Below are 17675 nucleotides of genomic sequence, written 5' to 3'. Positions count from 1 at the left end.
CCGTGACGACGAGCACCGGGGCCCCTCCCCCGCCCGCCCCCGCGGGGGCCTCCGTCCTGCTGGTCGACGACGAGGCGGCCATCATCGACGGGCTCGCGCCCTTCCTACGCCGCTCGGGTTTCACGGTCCACACGGCCAGGGACGGGGCGGAGGGGCTGGCAGCCCACGGCAGGCTCAACCCAGACATTGTCGTCTCCGACATCATGATGCCCCACATGGACGGGCGCGAGATGGTGCGCCGCATACGTGCGGGTGGCACGTGGACCCCCGTCATTTTGCTGACCCAGATCGACACCTCCTTCGAGCGTTCAGCCGCGCTGGATGAGGGAGCCGACGACTACCTGTCGAAGCCCTTCGACCCCCAGGAGCTGGTCTCCCGTATACGCGCGGTGCTGCGCCGTTCGATGCGCTCCACGCGCCCCCTGTCGGCGTCCGAGCGCGTCACGAGTGGCGAGTTGGTGCTTGACCGCCTCGCTCGGCGCGCTTTCCTGGCCGACAGGGAACTTGAGCTGACACCCAAGGCGATGGGGCTCCTCGACTATCTGATGACCCACCCCGGGGAGCTCCACACCCGCGAGCGACTCCTGTCGGTGCTGTGGGGAATCGACTTTGCTTCCTCCACGCGAGCGGTCGACCATCGCATCCGTGAGATCCGCGCGGCCCTCGGGGAGGATCCCTCGGACCCGGTGTTCATCGAAACCGTTCCCTCCGTGGGGTACCGCTTCATTGGGAGGGTGGGGCAATGAGGCGCCGAATGATGCTGTGCCTGGCTCCCGCGGTCATCTCCTGCGTGTGCGCCCTCGTGTGGTGGTTCTTCGGCTCGAGGCTCGGGGTGCGCGCCTTCGTTTCCTTGCCCGCTGCCGTGGCCGCACTCGGCATTCTCGTATCCGCCGTTGCGGTGGCGTTCCTGCTCATCTCGTTAGCCGTGTCGAAGGCGCGCCTCGCGGGTGCGGCGCAGGCTCAGGCGCGCCGCGATCTCGAGCACCGGCAGTTTCTGGCCCGCCTCGACCACGAGCTGAAGAATCCCCTGACGGCGATCCTCGCGGCCACGGCTCCGGGCGAGGACGAGGCCTCGGCCCTCGTGGCGGCCCAGGCCAGGCGTATGGGCGTGCTCGTGACGGATCTGCGCAAACTGGCCGATCTGTCGTCGGCACCCATGGAGCGCGAGCTCGTGGATCTGGAGGAGGCGGCACGCGACGCCGTGGAGGCTGCACGCTCCAGCGTGGGCGAAGCGCGCAGCTTCACCCTGGTGTTCCCAACCGCCCCGTGGCCGCTGCCGCGCGTCGTCGGGGACGCCGATCTACTGTATTCCGCGATTCAGAACGTCGTGTTTAACGCCGTGAAGTACTCGGGTGAAGGCGACAGCATCGAGGTACGCGGCAGCCAGTCGGAGACCGGCGTGAGCATTGAGGTCGCTGACACGGGAATCGGGATTCCCGAGGCGGAACGCGAGATCGTGTGGTCGGAGCTGGCGCGCGGGTCGAACGCGGCTGGGCGCTCAGGATCGGGGCTGGGCCTGCCGCTCGTCCGCCTCGTCATTGAGCGACACGGCGGCCACGTGCGCCTCACCTCGCGCGAGGGAGTGGGTACCAGCGTCGTCCTCACCCTCCCACTGCCCGACGAGATCTCTCCTACGGCGCAGAAGATTCCCCAGCCCCCGAGGTGAACGCCTCGGCCCCCGCCAGCGGCGTGCTGGTGGGGGCCGGGTGCAAGCTGTCAGAGTTGGGGCCGAGCCTCGCAGCGCGGTGGATGCACGAGACACCGGTCACCGAGCGTGGGTGTCACTTCTGCGCGCGGATCTCGACGCGCCGGTTCTGGGCGCGCCCCTCGTCCGTCTCGTTGTCGCCGATGGGCTCGGCTTCCCCCTTCCCATCGGTCGTAATCGACAGGCCGGGGACCTTTCCTTTGAGGTAGTCGCCCACGGCCTTTGCCCGACGCTTGGACAGATCGAGGTTGTGGGCGTCATCGGCTACTGAGTCGGTGTGGCCCATGACGGAGACCGTCGAGGGCTTAGCCTTGGTCCACTCAGATGCCAGGGAGTCGAGGACCTCCTTGGCACGCGCCGTGAGCTGATCAGAGTCGACCTCGAAGTTGACATCCCCCGACAGCGTAGTGACCGTGGCATCGGGCTGTTCCGCCGTGGCGACCGCACCGTCGATCGTGGAGACGGAGAAGATGATCTTGACGGGTTCGGGGAACTCGATCGTCGCCACTGGCCACTCCACCTTGTCCGCCGCCAGGGCGGGGCTCGCGCCCACGGCGGCCACGAGCGCGAGGGCAGCGGCTGCTACCGCGCGCCTCCTCATCGTGATCATGGCGCTCACTCCCTGGTCACCGGGATGCCCTCGAAGGGGGCGACGTTCGGTATCGTCACGGTGACAGCACCCACCCCGTCGGGCAGCTCCTTGAACGTCGTGAAGACGGTCCGAGACTCGCCGGGTTCGAGCGAGGAGGCATCGAGTTCGCTGCACATGCAGGACTTGTCTGCCGCCTTTCCGGGCGAGTAGACGAGGCTGTTTTGCGGGTCAGCGAGCTTCACATCGTCGGACAGCAGGTTGTTGCCCCCGAATGAGACGTACCACATCAGGATCCCCGTGGAACCGGTGTTCGTGACGGTGAAGGTCAGCGTCGTGACACCGTTCTTGACGACCACGGAATTCACGTCCACGCGGAAGTTCTTATCGTTGATCGCTCCCTCCCAGGTGCCTTGGACCCCGGACGCGGCGGGCTTGGCGCTGCCCGTCACCTGGGGCGAAGAAGTCGTCTGAGATCCCCCGGCGCCATTCGATTGGGACGCGGCCGGGGCCGGACTGGATCCGCCGCCTTCGTCCTGCTTGCTGATGCCGAGTTGGCAGCCGCTCATGGCGATCGCCAGGGGGAGCGCGGTCAGGGCCGCGAGCGCCCTACGTGTCATGCCACTCCTCTGTGCCTTCATGTCGATCATCCTCCGGTGTTGTTCAGTCGTAGGTATCCCGGCGCTCGGTGCGCCGATGTATGAACTCTAACTGCGCTGTTTAGCCATATGATCGCAGCCGTGTCGCAGTCTTGCGACACCGTTTCACACACCGGAAAGAGCGCGGAGTTTCATGTCGGAAACCCCGCAGCCAGACGGGGCGCCCTCCTCGGCGACGCGAACACGATAGGATTGTGCACATGCACACAGAGTCGTACCTGCACCACGGTCACACCGTTTACGAACACCGCCTGGACGTTCCCCTTGATCACCTGCGCCCCACTGGCGAGGACAACCCGACGATTCAGGTTTTCGCGCGCGAGGTCGTGCGCAAGGGCCGCGAGGACGCGCCCTACGCGGTGTTCCTCCAGGGGGGACCGGGCTACCCGAGTCCGCGTTTCGGCACGTTTACCGGCGGGTGGATGAATCGTCTCCTGCAGGATTACCGCGTGGTGCTCCTCGATCAGCGAGGCACGGGCCAGTCGACCCGCATGGACGCCCAGGCGCTCTCCCGCTTGGACACGGAAGAGGAGAAGGCTGCGTACCTGCGCCACTTCCGCCAGGATCAGATCGTGTACGACGCGGAGACGTTGCGTCGCGAGCTGTGCGGGGATGACCCGTGGACAACGCTCGGCCAGTCGTTCGGCGGCTTCATCACGACCTCGTACCTGTCGCTGGCTCCCCAGGGCCTGAAGGCCAGCCTGATCACGGGAGGTCTGCCCGGCCTCGTCCATGTGGACGACATCTACCGCCTGACGTATGAGCGCACGGCGGCCCGCAACCGCGCGTACTTCCAGCGCCACCCGGGCGATGAGCGGACGGTGCGCGAGCTGTGCGCGCACCTGGCGGACACAGAAGAGACGCTGCCGACGGGCGAGCGCCTCTCCCCTGCGCGTCTGCGCATGATCGGCATGATGTTGGGCGGGCAAGGCAACACGGATCAGCTGCACTACCTGCTCGAGGGCCCCTGGACGTCGGTTCGTGGCCAGCGCAGGCTCTCGTCGCAGTTCCTGGCGGCAATCGGCTCGCAGGTGGACGTGGCCCCGATTTACGCCGTGTTCCAGGAGTACATCTACGCGTGCGCAACGCCGGACCTGGTGGGCACGGCGACGGGCTGGGCGGCGGATCGCCTGGCCGAGGAGATACCGGGCTTCGCGAAGGACGCGAACCCCCTGGATGAGAGCGAGCCCTTCTACCTGACGGGCGAGCACTTCATGCGCCGCGTGTTCGATGAGGATCCGGGCTTGGCGCCGTTGAAAGGCGTCGCGGAGATCCTCGCGTCGACGACGGAGGCGGCGCCCGTGTACCTGCCGGATGTGCTGGCCGAGAACACGGTACCGGTGGCTGCGGCCGTGTATTACGACGACATGTTCGTGCCGCGCGAGCTGTCCGTGGAGACGGGTGAGCTGATCGGCGCTCGCCACTACATCACGAATGAGTACCAACACGACGGATCCGCCTATTCGGGCGGAAAGGTCGTCTCTCACCTGCTTGACCTGCTCGCGGATTGATCCGCGCGCTCCCGATTGAAAGGACTGGCCATGGCCACCTCATCTAGCTGTTCTTGTCCGTGCGCTGGCTCGGTAGACCCGACTCGGGTCGCGGGGTTCGCGGCGGGCGTGGGTGCGACCGTCGCGTGGTACGCCCTGCCCGATTACGTGCGCTCACGCCCGTTGCGCGGCCTCGTGAAGGCGGGTCTGCTGGGGGTACTCGGCTGGTCGATGGTGGCGCAGCTGCCGGAGCCCTCGGAACTTCCGCCCTACGATGACGAGGACGTGGATTGCTCGAAGTCGTCCCCCGTCGCGGGTGAGGATCCGCTCGAGGGCATCACTGAGGCGGATCCGGCGGAGCTGGCGGTTCTCGCGGGCGCGGCGCTGGGGTCGGCGATGATCACGGTCGGCGTGGAGCGTTGGCTGTTCCGCCGCGGTGAGGGTCGCCGTGCGCAGGGCGCTCGTTTTGCCCACACGAGGCAGGGGCTGGCCCTGGGCGCTCTGGAAGCGGGCCTGACCGCGCTGACGTTCGGCGCGGGAGCCGTGCGAGAAAAGCTTTCGAAGGGCTGACGTTTCGTCTATCGTCCCGCGCCGACGAGGCCGGGGCGCAGTGATCGGGTCCGTGCGCGTGGGCGTGCGGGCCCGACGCGTGTCAGAGGGTGCGTCCGGTGATGCGGCGCAGGGCTTGGCAGGATCGCCAGGAGTTGAGGAGCCCCATGGCGAGGGGCAGGGAGGCGAGGGCGGCGAGGAGCGCGGATTCGGTGGCGACGGCGATGGAGCCGACGGCGAGGAATCCGATGAACCAGGCGAGCTGCATGCGCGCGCAGGCGGTCATGATGGCGCCGTCTTGCCGGGCGGCGTGCAGGGCTGCGTGGGACTCGGAGAAGATGACGAGGTCTTCGTTGCCGTCCCATTCGCGGTGCCAGCGACGGGCCGCGATGATGAGTGCGGCGAGGAGCGCAAGGAGGATGAGTCCTCCTCCGAGAATGAGGCTCAGGGCGAGGCCGGCGAGCTTTTCGAGGATCGTGTCGGGCATGGAGGAAAGTTCGACGATGGCGCCGATGGCGCTGACGGAGACGATCAGGAGGATGGTGACGACGTCGATGGCAATGTTGACGCGGCCCTGCGTTCGCTGGCCGGCGCGCACGCGGTTGTAGCGGCGCAGCTGGTCATTCCCCAGGCGGTAGGGCCGGGGCGCGGCATCGAATTGCAACGGCTGATAGGTCACACCCTCACAATAGCGTTGTCCGTTAACTTTTCGCGCCTTACAAAGCAACTACAAGCTGCCCAGTTGGACACTTTTTGACTGGTCAGGATATGAGCATTTTTCGCCATAAGCACTGAAACTGCGCGGCGACAGGGATCAGCGGGTGAGCGCCATCAGCCCGAAGAGGATGAGCCCCGCCAGCACGATCATGCGTATGAAGTCCATGACGGAGCTCCCCGGTCCGGGAAGCACTTGCGCAGGATCCTGAAGGTCAGGCGCACGCCTCGCGGGAGGACGCGATTGAAGAGCGCGATCTGCGCGAACGTCATGAGGTAGCCGCTAAGCGACATGACGGCGTACAGGAGGAAGAAGAGGAGCTCGAGCTCATCCATCATGATTCGCAAGGTCGCGACGTAGCCGATTCCGCAGCCGAAGCCCGCGAAAATGGCGAAAATCCAGGCTTTGTCGAGGGCGAAGGTCACGCGCTTGAGCATCCGCCCGTAGGCCTCGGTGACGGCCGGCTCCATCTCGACGGCGTCCCAGGTCGCCGAGGCACAGGGGCAGCTCGCGGGCAATCTCGCGGGATTGGGGGTGCAGGCGCATGCCGGCCGAGGCGGTCAGCGCAGGCCACGGCCTGGACGTCACGACGGTAACAGGCATCTTCACCCACAACCTCAAGGGAATCGAGGATGGACAGGGCCGCGCGGTAGTCGTGGAGGGCGAGGGCCTCGTCAACGTCGGCGAAGGTGGGCGCCGTCACGGCGAACACGATACCGCCCCCGCCTTCACCGAGGTGACCTCGTCCACGAAACACGGGTCACCAGCCTCGTCGCGGGCCTCGCACCCACTATCCTGGACCCTATACGCGAGGCCGCCCCGGCCTCGTCCGTCCGACACCGCACATAGAGGAGCCCCCATGGCGACCGAGCCCGTGTTCGAGGCCATCAACTGGAACAAGATCCAAGACGACAAGGACCTTGAGGTCTGGGATCGCCTGACGGGCAACTTCTGGCTGCCTGAGAAGATTCCGCTCTCCAACGACCTGCCGAGCTGGAAGACCCTCACTAAGGATGAGCAGCTCATGACGAACCGCGTGTTCACGGGCCTGACCCTGCTGGACACGCTCCAGGGCACGGTCGGCGCGGTGTCGCTAATCCCGGACGCGCGCACCCCGCACGAGGAGGCCGTCTACACGAACATCGCGTTCATGGAGTCGGTGCACGCCAAGTCCTACTCGTCAATCTTCTCCACCCTGCTGTCCACGGAGGAAATCAACGAGTCCTTCCGCTGGTCGAACGAGAACGAGGCCCTGCAGAAGAAGGCCGAGATCGTCAAGTCCTACTACGACGGCAACGATCCGGAGAAGCGCAAGGTCGCCTCGACGATGCTCGAGTCCTTCCTGTTCTACTCGGGCTTCTACGCGCCCATGTACTGGAGCTCGCACGCCAAGCTCACCAACACGGCCGACCTGATCCGCCTCATCATCCGCGACGAGGCCGTCCACGGCTACTACATCGGCTACAAGTACCAGTTGGCCGTGAATGAGTCGAGCCAGGAGCGCCAGGACGACCTGCGCGACTACACGTACTCGCTACTGTACGAGCTCTACGAGAACGAGGAGCAGTACACGGAGGACCTGTACGATCCGCTCGGCCTGACCGAGGACGTCAAGAAGTTCCTGCGTTACAACGCGAACAAGGCGCTCATGAACCTGGGTTACGAGGCCCTGTTCCCGGCCGACGCGACCGACGTGAACCCCGCGATCCTGGCGGCCCTGAGCCCCAACGCGGACGAGAACCACGACTTCTTCTCGGGTTCCGGCTCGTCCTACGTGATGGGCGAGGTCGTGGACACCGAGGACGAGGACTGGGACTTCTGAGTTTCACGAGGCCGGGGCCGGGGCGCGCAAACCACGCCGCCTGACCACCTCCCTCAGCTCAAGACGTACGTGGGTGCGCCCGCCAGATGGCGGGCACACCCACATCGTTTTCAACGGCTCCTACGCCGTCACCAGCAACAGAAATGCGACACGCCCTGTCCACACTCTGTTTGCTCGGACACGACTATCGTCACACGTGTAACATGTGCACCAAATGTCACAGGCGCATCATGGCAAGGTATTCCCTGCCATGACGGACCTTCGATGCGAGCACGCAGGCCTTTGCTCATCGGGAACATCCCGGCAGATGGGGCCACACCGCTTCGCGCGGCGGCTAGACTGTGACTGGGAGCGGCCTCGCTTCCACCCACACCGTACGTCGCGCGCACAGCGCGGGGGAATGAGGAGAGCACGACTATGAGTATCTTCGACCGCTTCGAGAGCGCCGTCGAGAGAGGCGTCAACGGCGCCTTCTCGCGCGTGTTCCGGTCGGGGATCAAGCCCGTGGACATCACCACGGCGATCCGCCGCGCCATGGACGAATCCGTCCAGGAAGTCTCCGCCTCGCGCATCATTGCCGCAAACCACTTCTCGGTCTACGCCTCGCGCACCGACCTCACCTCCCTCGAGGCGTCCCTCGACGTCCTCGCCGACGAGTTCGCCCAGCAGGCCACCGAACACGCCGCAGCGAACAGCTACTCCCTCCTCGGCCCCGTCACGATCGAGTTCATCGCCGACGCCTCCGAGCCCAGCGGCACCCTGAAGGTCGACGCTGAAAACCGCCGGGGACCCGCAGCCCCCGCCACGGCCTCGTCCGCGTCCCCCGAGCACCCGATCATCGACGTCGACGGCGAAAAGTGGCTCCTCACCGAGCCCGTCACCGTCATCGGACGCGGCTCCGAAGCCGACATTGTTGTCAACGACTCGGGCGTCTCACGCCGCCACCTCGAACTGCGCATCACTCCCACCGGCGTGATCGCGACTGATCTGGGCTCCACCAACGGCTCCTTCGTTGAGGGCCACCGCATCGACGCAGCGACCCTGCTTGACGGCAACCAGATCGTCATCGGACGCACCAAGATCCTCTTCTGGACGCACCCAGACCAGAGCGGAGTTTAATGAAGTGACCACAGACCTCGCATTTACCGTTTTCCGCATCGGGTTCCTGGTGCTGCTCTGGCTCCTCGTGCTCGCGGCCGTCAACATGCTGCGACGCGACATCTTCGGCACCGTCGTGACCCCGCGCGGCAAGGGACGCGACAAGGCCACCTCACGCCGCAAAGCCTCCCGTGAGAAGCGCAAGGACAACAGGAAGCGCACCTCCACGAACCCCCTGGCTCCCAAGGATCTCCTGGTGACCGGCGGTCCACTCGTCGGCACCATGCTGCCCCTCGGCGAGGCCCCCATCGTCATCGGCCGCTCCCCCGCGTGCACCCTCGTGCTCGAAGACGAGTACGCGTCCAGCCGCCACGCGGCACTCACCCCCCAGTCCGACGGCTGGTGGATCGAAGACCTCTCCAGCCGTAACGGCACCTTCATCGACGACGAGCGCCTCAACACCCCGCGCCAGCTCAAGATCGGTGACGTCATCCGCATCGGCCAGACGACTCTCGAATTGGTGGGTTGATATGTCAGGAAACGCGGTTCAATTCCACTACGCTGCCCGCTCCGACGTGGGCCTCGTACGTTCCAACAATCAGGACTCCGGCTACGCCGGCGCGAACCTGCTGGTCCTCGCCGACGGCATGGGCGGTCCCGCAGGCGGGGACATCGCCTCCTCGGTGGCACTCGCGCACCTCGTCCCCCTCGACACGGACTCGCACCCGGCAGACTCGATGCTCCCCCTCCTGCGCGAGGCCCTCCTCGACGCGCACGAGGAGCTCACCGACCGCTCGAGCCGCGACCGCGACCTCGAGGGCCTGGGCACCACCTGCATCGCAATCATGCGCTCCGGCAACCGCCTCGCGATGGTCCACATCGGCGACTCTCGCGCCTACGTGCTGCGCGGCGACACGCTCACGCAGGTCACGACCGACCACTCCTTCGTGCAGTACCTGGTCGACACCGGCCAGATCACTCCCGAGGAAGCCGAGCACCACCCCAACCGCAACGTCGTCCTGAAGATCCTCGGCGACGCGCAGGCCGACGTGGCCCCCGACGAGACGATCCGCGAGGCCGTCGTCGGCGACCGCTGGATGCTGTGCTCCGACGGCCTGTCCGGCGTCGTCTCCCCCGAGACAATCGGCCAGGTTATGGCCGATTTCAAGGATCCGGGCGAGTGTGCCGAAGAGCTCATCCGCCTAGCCCTCCTGGGCGGCGGCCCCGACAACATCACGTGCGTGATCGCGGACATTGTCCCCGCCGGCACGTTCCCGCCCGCTCCCCCGCAGATCGTGGGTGCCGCGGCCATCGACCGCAACGCCAAGTCGCGCGGCGGAGACGGAGCGGCCGCGCGCGCTGCTGCCCTGGGCTCCTCGGCTTCGGGCACCCCCAGCGACGAGGCCGAGGCCCCCGCCGAGCTCAAGCCCCGCTCCTCGTGGTGGACCCCCGTGTTCGTCTCACTCGTGACGGTCCTCGTGGTCGCCGCGTCGTGGATGTCGTGGAAGTGGACGCAGACCCAGTACTACGCGATCGGCCAGGACGGCTACGTCGTCATCTACCAGGGCATCCCCCAGTCGATCGGCCCGTGGCAGCTCTCCCACGCCGTGGAGGTCTCCAACGTCGCGCTGTCCGACCTCGCGCCCGTGGACCGCCAGCGCCTCGACACCCCGGTGCTACGCTCCTCGCGCGCCGATATCGACTCCTACATCGAGGGCCTGCGCCGCTCGGTCGTCCATCCCGACACCCCCTCGTCGACGACGCCCCAGTCGGGCGCGCCGCAGTCCGGTGAGGCCCAGTCCGGGGCACAGAGCGGGGGCGCCTCCTAATGGCTACCGTATCGATCGCGCCCGCCCGGCCTCGCCGATTCCTGGAGCTGACCCTCATGGTCCTGGCTCTGGCCGTCGGCATCACCGGCTACGTGCTGACCTCGCTGAACTACACGGGGGAGATCCCCGCGAACCTTCTCACGCAGGTCGGCGTGCTCGTCGCGATCGCCATCATTGCCGAGGTCGGTGTGCACTTCCTGGCCCCCTACGCTGACCCGGTGATTCTGCCGGTCGCCGTCGCGCTGACGGGCCTGGGACTGGCGATGATCTACCGCCTCGACCTGTCGTACGCACGCAGGGACGAGGCCGTGGTGGGCTTCCGCCAAGCGCTCTTCGTGGGCATCGCGATCGTTATCGCGGCCATCATCTTGATCATGCTGCGCGACCACCGCATGCTGCGCCGCTACACCTACACCTTCGGCGCGCTGTCGCTGTTCCTCCTGCTCCTGCCGATGATTCCCGGCCTGGGCCAGGAGACCTTCGGTGCGCGCGTCTGGATCCACCTGGGTCCCATCTCCGTCCAGCCCGGTGAGCTCGTGAAGATCACGCTGGCGATCTTCTTCGCCGGATACCTCGTGACGAACCGCGACAACCTGGCGATCGGCGGCCGCAAGTTCCTGGGCATGCGCCTGCCGCGCGCCCGCGACCTCGGCCCGATCATGGTCGTGTGGCTGATCGGCATCGCGATCCTCGTCCTGCAGCGCGACCTGGGTACCTCGCTCCTCTTCTTCGGCCTGTTCGTCGCGATGCTGTACGTGGCAACGAACCGCGTGTCGTGGCTGGTCATCGGTTTCACGCTCTTCGTGCCGGCAGTCGCGATCGCGGTGAAGTCTTTCAGCCACGTGCAGACGCGCTTCAACATCTGGCTCAACGCCCTGGATCCCGAGGTGTACGAACGAGGTTCGTACCAGCTCGTTCAGGGTTTGTTCGGCCAGGCCTCGGGCGGCCTCATGGGCACCGGTTGGGGTCGCGGCTACCCGCAGCTCGTGCCGCTGGCGAACTCCGACTTCATCCTGTCCTCCTTCGCGGAGGAACTGGGTCTGACCGGCATGGCCGCCATCCTGGTCCTGTACCTGATCCTCATCCAGCGAGGCCTGCGCGCGGCGCTGACTGTGCGCGACGGCTTCGGCAAGCTCCTGGCGACCGGCCTGAGCTTCTCGCTGGCCATTCAGCTGTTCGTGGTGCTCGGCGGCATCACGCGCATCATTCCACTGACCGGCCTGACGGCCCCGTTCCTGGCCGCGGGCGGCTCGTCGATGGTGTCCTCCTGGATCACCGTCGCGCTGCTGATCCGCGTGTCGGACGCTGCTCGCCGCCCGGCCTCGACCCCCGCGCCGTGGAACTCCGGTATCCAGCCTGCCGTGGGAGTGGGTGAGTGAGCCGTGAATAACCAGATCCGCAAGATCTTCATCATCGTTCTCCTGATGTTCGCCCTGCTGGGCGTGGGCGTCACGAACACGCAGTTCATTTCCGCGTCCTCACTCAACGCCGACGCTCGCAACCAGCGCACGATCCTGCACGCGGCCGAAACCGACCGCGGCCCAATCATCGTCGACAAGACGGCGGTCGCTTCCTCGCAGCGCGAGGAAGACTCGAAGCGCTACGTGCGCACCTACTCCGAGGGGCCGCTATACGCGCCGGTCACGGGCTACTTCTCGTCGGTGGGCAACGCGTCGACGGGCATTGAGGCCGCCGAGGAGGACGTCCTGGACGGCCAGTCCCAGACCCTCCTCGGACAGCGCCTACGCAACCTCCTGACGGGCCAGAATCGTCAGGGCGGCGGCGTCTCCCTCACCCTGAACTCTCAGATGCAGAAGGCTGCGGCCGAGGCCCTCGGTAACCGAAAGGGTGCCGTCGTGGCCCTCGATGCGCGTACCGGCGCGGTCCTGGCGATGTACTCGTCGCCGACCTTCGACCCGAACCAGCTGGCTTCCTCCGACGCCAACGCGGTGTCCGACGCGTTCTCCGCACTCTCCTCGGACCCAAACAATCCCCTGCTCAACCGCGCGATCTCCGAGCGCTACGCCCCCGGCTCGACGTTCAAGATCCTCACGACGATCGCCCTCATCGAAAACGGCCTCGCCGACCCGGATATGCACATGCCCTCGCCCGTGTCGACGACCCTGCCGGGCACGGCGACCGAGGTCTCCAACATCGAGTCCTCCACCTGCGGCGACGGCCAACCGACGCTGACCGAGGCCTTCGCGCGCTCATGCAACACGACCTTCGTGCTGGCTTCCGAGCAGCTGACGAACCAGCAGCTCCTCGACGTGACGAACCGCTTCGGCTTTGGCCGTGAGTCTCAGATTCCGCTGACGGTAACGCCCTCCGTGTTCCCCGCCGACGCGGACGCCGCGCAGCTCGCGATGAGCTCGATCGGCCAGTACACGGTTCAGACGACGCCTCTGCAGATGGCGCAGGTCGTCCAGGCCATCGCGAACGACGGCCAGATGATGACCCCCTACCTCATCGACTCGATCGTGGACGCCGACAACCAGGTCGTGCGCACGAACAGCCCGACCGACGCCGGTAAACCAATCTCGTCGGAGACGGCCTCGAAGCTGCGCGCAATGATGGAATCCGTGGTCTCCCAGCCCTACGGCACCGGCACGACGATGGCGCTGCCGAACATTGCGGTGGCCGCGAAGACCGGCACTGCCGAGACCGGCAACGGCGACCGCGCGAACGCCTGGGCCGTCGGTTTTGCCCCGGCGGACAGCCCACGCATCGCTTTCGCCGTCCTTGTCGAGGGCGATGACAACGATCCCACGCCCCACGGCGGAGACGTGGCCGGCCCGATCGCCCGCGCCCTCCTGGAAGCGGGGCTGCAGTGAGTACGCCACGCATGACTTCCGGTGCCGGGCGAGTGCTCGGAGGGCGCTACACGCTCCTCACCCCGATCGCCCAGGGCGGCATGGGCGAGGTGTGGAAAGCCCGCGACCGCGTCAGCGGCCACATCGTCGCCGCGAAGGTCCTGCGCCCCGAGCTGACGGGCGAGGAGCTCTCGCTCTCGCGCCTGCGCCTCGAGGCCCGTAACTCGATGTCGATCTCGCACCCGAATATCGCCAACACTCAGGATTCGGGCGAGGAAGACGGCATCGGCTGGATCATCATGGAGCTCGTCGACGGCCATCCGCTGACGGATTACCTGCGCGGCGGCTCCCGCATTGAGCCCGAGTACCTCTTGCCGATCCTCGTGCAGGTCGCGATGGCGCTGGGCGCTGCCGCGCGCGCGGGCGTCGTACACCGCGACATCAAGCCCGCGAACATCATTGTTCGCCCTGATGGCATGGTGAAGCTGACAGACTTCGGCATCTCTCGTGCGAACGGCCAGGTCAACCTGACCGCCGCGGGCATGGTCATGGGCACCGCCCAGTACCTGCCGCCCGAGCAGGCCATGGGCGAGGTCGCCACCCCCATCGGTGACCTCTACGCCCTGGGTGTCATCGCCTACGAGGCCGCAGCCGGTCGACGCCCGTTCACCGGCGAGACCCAGGTGGACATCGCCTTCGCGCACGTCAACGATCCCGTTCCGCCGCTGCCGGACTTCGTGCCCGAGCCCCTGGCCGACGTCATCTTGCACCTGCTGGAGAAGGACCCCGCGAAGCGCCCCGAGTCCGGGTCCGCAGCCGTGCGCGAAATCGCGAGCGCCGCCAAAGCGATGGGCGTGTCCGTAACCCCTCGCCCACTGCCCCTGCCGAAGGCCGCGCAGCGCCCCGAAGAGGTGCGCACGCCCGTCCAGCCGTCGGTGCCGATCGTCGCGCCCGTGCGTCACCTGACACGCCGCACGCTGCCCGACGAGATGCTGCAGCCCCCCTCGGGACTCACTCCGAAGGTGCGTGCGACGACGGGCCGCCACGCCAAGCTGCCCATCCTCGACGAAGCGACGACGATCGCCCCCTCCTCGGCCCCGATCCCGATCACGGGTCACCACGCCGCCGTCCCGCGTATCCTCGACGAGGCCGAGGTTCCCCCGGTCTCTCGCCCCGCGTCCGCTCCTACCCGGGTTCGTCGCCTGCACCCCGAGACAACCGGCGAGCAGCCGCCCGCGGTGTCAGGTGCCGTCCGGTCGCTGACCTCGACCGGTCGCCACGCAGCCGTCCCGGCCCCCGCTGCTCCTGTGCCCGCGCAGGCCGCCACCGCCCGCACGACCACGGGTTCCATCCCAAGACATGCAGCTCCCGCCCGCTCCGAGCAGGTCCCGCAGCCCAGCAGCGGGACCGCCCAGCGCCCCCAGGCCTCGGCGTCCGCGCAGCGTTCCGCGCCTATCCCGGCCCCTCCGGCCGGCGCAGCACCCGCGCACACCGCCGCACCGAAGACCCCACTGCCGTCCGAGCCGCAGGATCGACGCGCCGCCCTCGCCGAGCGACTGCGCCAACGCGAGGCGGCCCGCCAGGCCGAAGACGCAGCCGAGGACCAGCGCCGCGCAGCCGTCGCCCGCGAGGAAGAACGGCGCCAGCGCGAGCTTCAAGAAGCCCGCGAACGCCGTGAAGCCCGCGAACGCCGCGAGGCCGAAGAAGCCAAGCGCCAGGCAACCCCGCGCATTCCTCAGCCCGCCCGCTCCGAGTCGCCTCGCCGCGACAAGGCGGCCACGGCCTCGTCGCCGCGCGTGTACGGGACCGTTCCCCAGCCTCGCGCAGCCGCGCCCTCAAAGCACCAGCGACGCTCGGTCTACGAGCAGCAGCCCGAGAAGGCGAAGCGCGGGCCGCGCTGGCACGAGCTCGACGCTCGCAGCGCGCAACGTATCCGTCCGGCGGCCAAGACCGCGTACTCGCGCAGCGTCGTCGCACCACCCGTCCCAGCATCCAGGCAGATTATTCGCGCGGTCATCGTCACAATCATCGTGATTGCGCTCATCGCGCTTGCAGCTATTACGATCAAACACATGCTTGGCTCCCTGATACAACCAAGTGCGGGAGCACACATTATCGAGGAGGTTAGGACATGGCAGAGCCCATGGCCCACCGTCTAGCTGGCCGATACGAGGTCCGCTCGCTCATCGGGCGAGGCGGAATGGCCGAAGTCCACCTGGGCTTCGACACTCGCCTGTCGCGCGTCGTAGCAATCAAGATGCTGCGCCGCGATCTGGCGCAGGACTCGATTTTCCAGGCGCGCTTCCGCCGCGAAGCGCAGTCGGCGGCGTCGCTGAATCACCCGAACATCGTCGCCGTGTACGACACGGGCGAGGAGATCATCGAGGATGCGACCGGCCGCTCGATCGCGGTGCCCTACATCGTCATGGAGTACGTCGAGGGGCACACGGTCAAGGACCTGATCTCCGACGGCACGGCCGTTCCGATCAACGAGGCAATCGAGATCGTGTCGGGCGTCCTGTCTGCCCTCCAGTACTCGCACGCGAACCACCTGGTGCACCGCGACATCAAGCCCGGCAACATCATGCTGACGTCGGACGGCAAGGTCAAGGTCATGGACTTTGGCATCGCGCGCGCCCTGACGGACTCGCAGGCCACGATGACACAGACGAACGCCGTCGTCGGCACCGCCCAGTACCTTTCCCCCGAGCAGGCTCGCGGCGAGACCGTTGATGCTCGCTCTGACCTGTACTCGACCGGCGTCGTCCTCTTCGAGCTGCTGACGGGCCGCCCACCCTTCAAGGGTGACTCGGCCGTCGCCGTCGCCTACCAGCACGTCGAGCAGATCCCGCCCACGCCCTCGTCGATACTGTCCGACATCCCGGACTCGCTCGACCGCGTGGTGCTGAAGTCCCTGGCGAAGAACCGCGAGGACCGCTACCCGAGCGCCGCAGCAATGCTCGCGGACCTGCAGCGCGTGGCCCGAGGCCTCGACGTGGGCGCGCCGCCCACTGACTCGTGGGCGACCGAGGTCCTGCCCGCCGCCGGCATGGCGTCCGCACGCACCGCCGCGACCACGCCGATGGCCGCGGTCCCCAGCCACGCGCCCGCCGCGGCGATGGCCGCGACCTCCACGTCGCTGCCCGCTGTTGCCACCGATGACACTGCGAACGCGGCAGCCAAGGCCCGCAAGCGCCGCACGGCGATCATCGCGACCGTGTTGCTCATCGCCCTGCTGCTGATTGGCGGCTCGGTGTGGGCCCTCACACACGGCGCCGCCGAGCCCAAGTCGATCGCGGTTCCCAACGTCGTCGGCCTGACCCAGGCCGAAGCGAAGACCCAGATCGAGCAGGCTGGCTTCACGTGGGAGCTCAACCCCGACAAGGTCGCCTCCGACACCGTCGCTGAGGGCTCCGTGGCCTCCACCGACCCCGCTGCGGGCACGCAGGCCGAGAAGGGCGCGACCGTTCGCGTCACCATCTCCTCCGGCCCCGATTCGGTGACTCTGCCGGACAACCTGGTTGGCATGAGCCCCGACGACGCCCGTAAGGCGATCGAGGCCCTTGGCCTGAAGTGGGAGCTCGACTCCAGCAAGGTCGCCTCCGACACAGTTCCCGAGGGCAAGGTCGCGCAGACCAACCCCTCCCCCGGCTCCAAGGTGAAGGCCGGCCAGACGATCCGCGCCTACCTGTCCTCCGGCTCGGATCAGGTGGACGTGCCCGACCTGTCGGGCATGACCCAGGATCAGGCGCGCAGCACGCTCAAGGGCGTCGGCCTGGAGTTGGGCAACGTGACGAGCGTTGACTCCGAGAAGGAGAAGGACCGCATCGTCGAGCAGGATCCCGCGACCGGCACGAAGGTCAAGAAGGGCACCGCCATTGGCGTGTCCATCTCGAGCGGCAAGGCCGCGCAGGTGGAGATTCCCACCGTCGTGGGCATGGGCCGTGAGGACGCCGAGGCGCAGCTCAAGGCCCTGGGCCTGACCGTCACCATCGAAGAGGTCGCAGGCAACCAGCCCGCCGGCCAGGTCCTCTCCGTCGAGCCCGGCGAGGGTTCGAAGGTGGAGAAGAATTCGACCGTGAAGCTGAAGGTATCGAAGGGCAGCCAGAAAGGAAACAACGGCGGCAATAACAACGGCAACACCAACACGCCAAAGTGAGCACCTGACCCGCGTACCGATTGTATCGCGTCGGGGTGACGCCGTGTCACGACCGTCCCGTTGATCAGTGAGGCCCGCGCCTGCGAGGAGAAATCCTCCGGCGCGGGCCTCAGCGTATGCGCGGGGGCGCGGGCGTTCGCGCGGGAGTGCGCGGGCGGCCTCGACAACGCACGGATACCAGGGACCGGTGCGCCCGCCTCTTCACGGTGGAACCGTTTCCTCCACAACGCACGGCCGCCAGATAACC

16 protein-coding genes are annotated in these 17675 nt (G+C 67.2%); 12 read left to right on the top strand and 4 right to left on the bottom strand.

Annotated features, from left to right (window positions below; genetic code table 11):
• The first annotated feature begins 2 nt into the window (after positions 1-2).
• Entirely contained in the window at positions 3-746 is a 744-nt protein-coding gene (locus ACTODO_RS03885) for a response regulator transcription factor (protein WP_003791649.1), read from the top strand.
• Complete coding sequence (locus ACTODO_RS03880) at positions 743-1666, top strand: sensor histidine kinase (RefSeq protein WP_034512006.1); 924 nt, start codon at positions 743-745, stop codon at positions 1664-1666. The genes ACTODO_RS03885 and ACTODO_RS03880 overlap by 4 nt, the downstream gene beginning before the upstream one ends.
• Positions 1667-1781: 115 nt before the next feature.
• Here ACTODO_RS03880 and ACTODO_RS03875 read toward each other — a convergent pair whose 3' ends face one another.
• Together ACTODO_RS03875 and ACTODO_RS03870 are read right to left on the bottom strand one after the other, a co-directional pair.
• Positions 1782-2315, bottom strand: a complete 534-nt coding sequence (locus ACTODO_RS03875) for an OmpA family protein (protein ID WP_003791645.1) — start codon at positions 2313-2315, stop codon at positions 1782-1784.
• A 5-nt stretch (positions 2316-2320) separates the two neighbouring features.
• On the bottom strand, positions 2321-2914 hold the full coding sequence (locus tag ACTODO_RS03870; protein ID WP_244262513.1) for a hypothetical protein: 594 nt from the start codon (positions 2912-2914) through the stop codon (positions 2321-2323).
• Between the two features lie 239 nt (positions 2915-3153).
• On the opposite strand from ACTODO_RS03870, the gene ACTODO_RS03865 reads away from it, so the two are divergent.
• Both ACTODO_RS03865 and ACTODO_RS03860 read left to right on the top strand, forming a co-directional pair.
• Positions 3154-4464, top strand: a complete 1311-nt coding sequence (locus ACTODO_RS03865) for an alpha/beta fold hydrolase (protein ID WP_003791641.1) — start codon at positions 3154-3156, stop codon at positions 4462-4464.
• A gap of 30 nt (positions 4465-4494) precedes the next feature.
• Positions 4495-5013: a hypothetical protein gene (locus ACTODO_RS03860; protein WP_034512002.1), complete on the top strand. Its 519-nt coding sequence runs from the start codon at positions 4495-4497 to the stop codon at positions 5011-5013.
• 82 nt (positions 5014-5095) lie between these two features.
• Here ACTODO_RS03860 and ACTODO_RS03855 read toward each other — a convergent pair whose 3' ends face one another.
• A complete protein-coding gene (locus ACTODO_RS03855) occupies positions 5096-5671 on the bottom strand; it encodes a hypothetical protein (RefSeq protein ID WP_003791637.1) in 576 nt (191 codons plus the stop codon).
• 185 nt (positions 5672-5856) lie between these two features.
• The gene (locus ACTODO_RS03850) at positions 5857-6225 is read right to left on the bottom strand and encodes an ABC transporter permease (protein WP_244262512.1); all 369 of its coding nucleotides are present in this window, start codon (positions 6223-6225) and stop codon (positions 5857-5859) included.
• Between the two features lie 341 nt (positions 6226-6566).
• Here ACTODO_RS03850 and nrdF point away from each other — a divergent pair, with 341 nt between their 5' ends.
• The 8 genes from nrdF to pknB all read left to right on the top strand — a co-directional run bounded on the left by nrdF (position 6567) and on the right by pknB (position 17428).
• Complete coding sequence (nrdF, locus tag ACTODO_RS03845; RefSeq protein WP_003796962.1) at positions 6567-7529, top strand: class 1b ribonucleoside-diphosphate reductase subunit beta; 963 nt, start codon at positions 6567-6569, stop codon at positions 7527-7529.
• A 417-nt stretch (positions 7530-7946) separates the two neighbouring features.
• Positions 7947-8648: an FHA domain-containing protein gene (locus tag ACTODO_RS03840; RefSeq protein ID WP_003791630.1), complete on the top strand. Its 702-nt coding sequence runs from the start codon at positions 7947-7949 to the stop codon at positions 8646-8648.
• A gap of 4 nt (positions 8649-8652) precedes the next feature.
• Positions 8653-9156: an FHA domain-containing protein FhaB/FipA gene (locus tag ACTODO_RS03835; protein WP_003791628.1), complete on the top strand. Its 504-nt coding sequence runs from the start codon at positions 8653-8655 to the stop codon at positions 9154-9156.
• Between the two features lies 1 nt (position 9157).
• Complete coding sequence (locus ACTODO_RS03830) at positions 9158-10456, top strand: PP2C family protein-serine/threonine phosphatase (RefSeq protein WP_003791626.1); 1299 nt, start codon at positions 9158-9160, stop codon at positions 10454-10456.
• Complete coding sequence (locus ACTODO_RS03825) at positions 10456-11835, top strand: FtsW/RodA/SpoVE family cell cycle protein (RefSeq protein WP_003791623.1); 1380 nt, start codon at positions 10456-10458, stop codon at positions 11833-11835. The genes ACTODO_RS03830 and ACTODO_RS03825 overlap by 1 nt, the downstream gene beginning before the upstream one ends.
• Before the next feature lie 3 nt (positions 11836-11838).
• Positions 11839-13290 carry a peptidoglycan D,D-transpeptidase FtsI family protein gene (locus ACTODO_RS03820; RefSeq protein ID WP_003791621.1) on the top strand — a complete coding sequence of 484 codons (1452 nt, stop codon included), beginning with the start codon at positions 11839-11841 and terminating at the stop codon, positions 13288-13290.
• A gap of 11 nt (positions 13291-13301) precedes the next feature.
• Positions 13302-15428, top strand: coding sequence for a serine/threonine-protein kinase (locus ACTODO_RS03815; protein WP_003791619.1), 2127 nt, complete (start codon positions 13302-13304; stop codon positions 15426-15428).
• Positions 15401-17428, top strand: a complete 2028-nt coding sequence (gene pknB, locus ACTODO_RS03810) for a Stk1 family PASTA domain-containing Ser/Thr kinase (RefSeq protein WP_003791618.1) — start codon at positions 15401-15403, stop codon at positions 17426-17428. The genes ACTODO_RS03815 and pknB overlap by 28 nt, the downstream gene beginning before the upstream one ends.
• Positions 17429-17675: the final 247 nt, after the last annotated feature.

It is taken from the genome of Schaalia dentiphila ATCC 17982 (genome assembly GCF_000154225.1).
Taxonomy (GTDB): Bacteria; Actinomycetota; Actinomycetes; order Actinomycetales; family Actinomycetaceae; genus Pauljensenia; species Pauljensenia dentiphila.
This window is presented reverse-complemented; position numbering and strand designations above follow the sequence as displayed.

What these genes read in the sequence shown, in the direction of transcription:
- ACTODO_RS03830 (WP_003791626.1), top strand. Translation starts at nt 9,158, where the DNA reads ATGTCAGGAAACGCGGTTCAATTCCACTACGCTGCCCGCTCCGACGTG.
- ACTODO_RS03840 (WP_003791630.1), top strand. Translation starts at nt 7,947, where the DNA reads ATGAGTATCTTCGACCGCTTCGAGAGCGCCGTCGAGAGAGGCGTCAAC.
- ACTODO_RS03815 (WP_003791619.1), top strand. Translation starts at nt 13,302, where the DNA reads ATGACTTCCGGTGCCGGGCGAGTGCTCGGAGGGCGCTACACGCTCCTC.
- ACTODO_RS03880 (WP_034512006.1), top strand. Translation starts at nt 743, where the DNA reads ATGAGGCGCCGAATGATGCTGTGCCTGGCTCCCGCGGTCATCTCCTGC.
- nrdF (WP_003796962.1), top strand. Translation starts at nt 6,567, where the DNA reads ATGGCGACCGAGCCCGTGTTCGAGGCCATCAACTGGAACAAGATCCAA.
- ACTODO_RS03825 (WP_003791623.1), top strand. Translation starts at nt 10,456, where the DNA reads ATGGCTACCGTATCGATCGCGCCCGCCCGGCCTCGCCGATTCCTGGAG.
- ACTODO_RS03870 (WP_244262513.1), bottom strand. Translation starts at nt 2,914, where the DNA reads ATGACACGTAGGGCGCTCGCGGCCCTGACCGCGCTCCCCCTGGCGATC.
- pknB (WP_003791618.1), top strand. Translation starts at nt 15,401, where the DNA reads ATGGCAGAGCCCATGGCCCACCGTCTAGCTGGCCGATACGAGGTCCGC.
- ACTODO_RS03860 (WP_034512002.1), top strand. Translation starts at nt 4,495, where the DNA reads ATGGCCACCTCATCTAGCTGTTCTTGTCCGTGCGCTGGCTCGGTAGAC.
- ACTODO_RS03865 (WP_003791641.1), top strand. Translation starts at nt 3,154, where the DNA reads ATGCACACAGAGTCGTACCTGCACCACGGTCACACCGTTTACGAACAC.
- ACTODO_RS03875 (WP_003791645.1), bottom strand. Translation starts at nt 2,315, where the DNA reads ATGATCACGATGAGGAGGCGCGCGGTAGCAGCCGCTGCCCTCGCGCTC.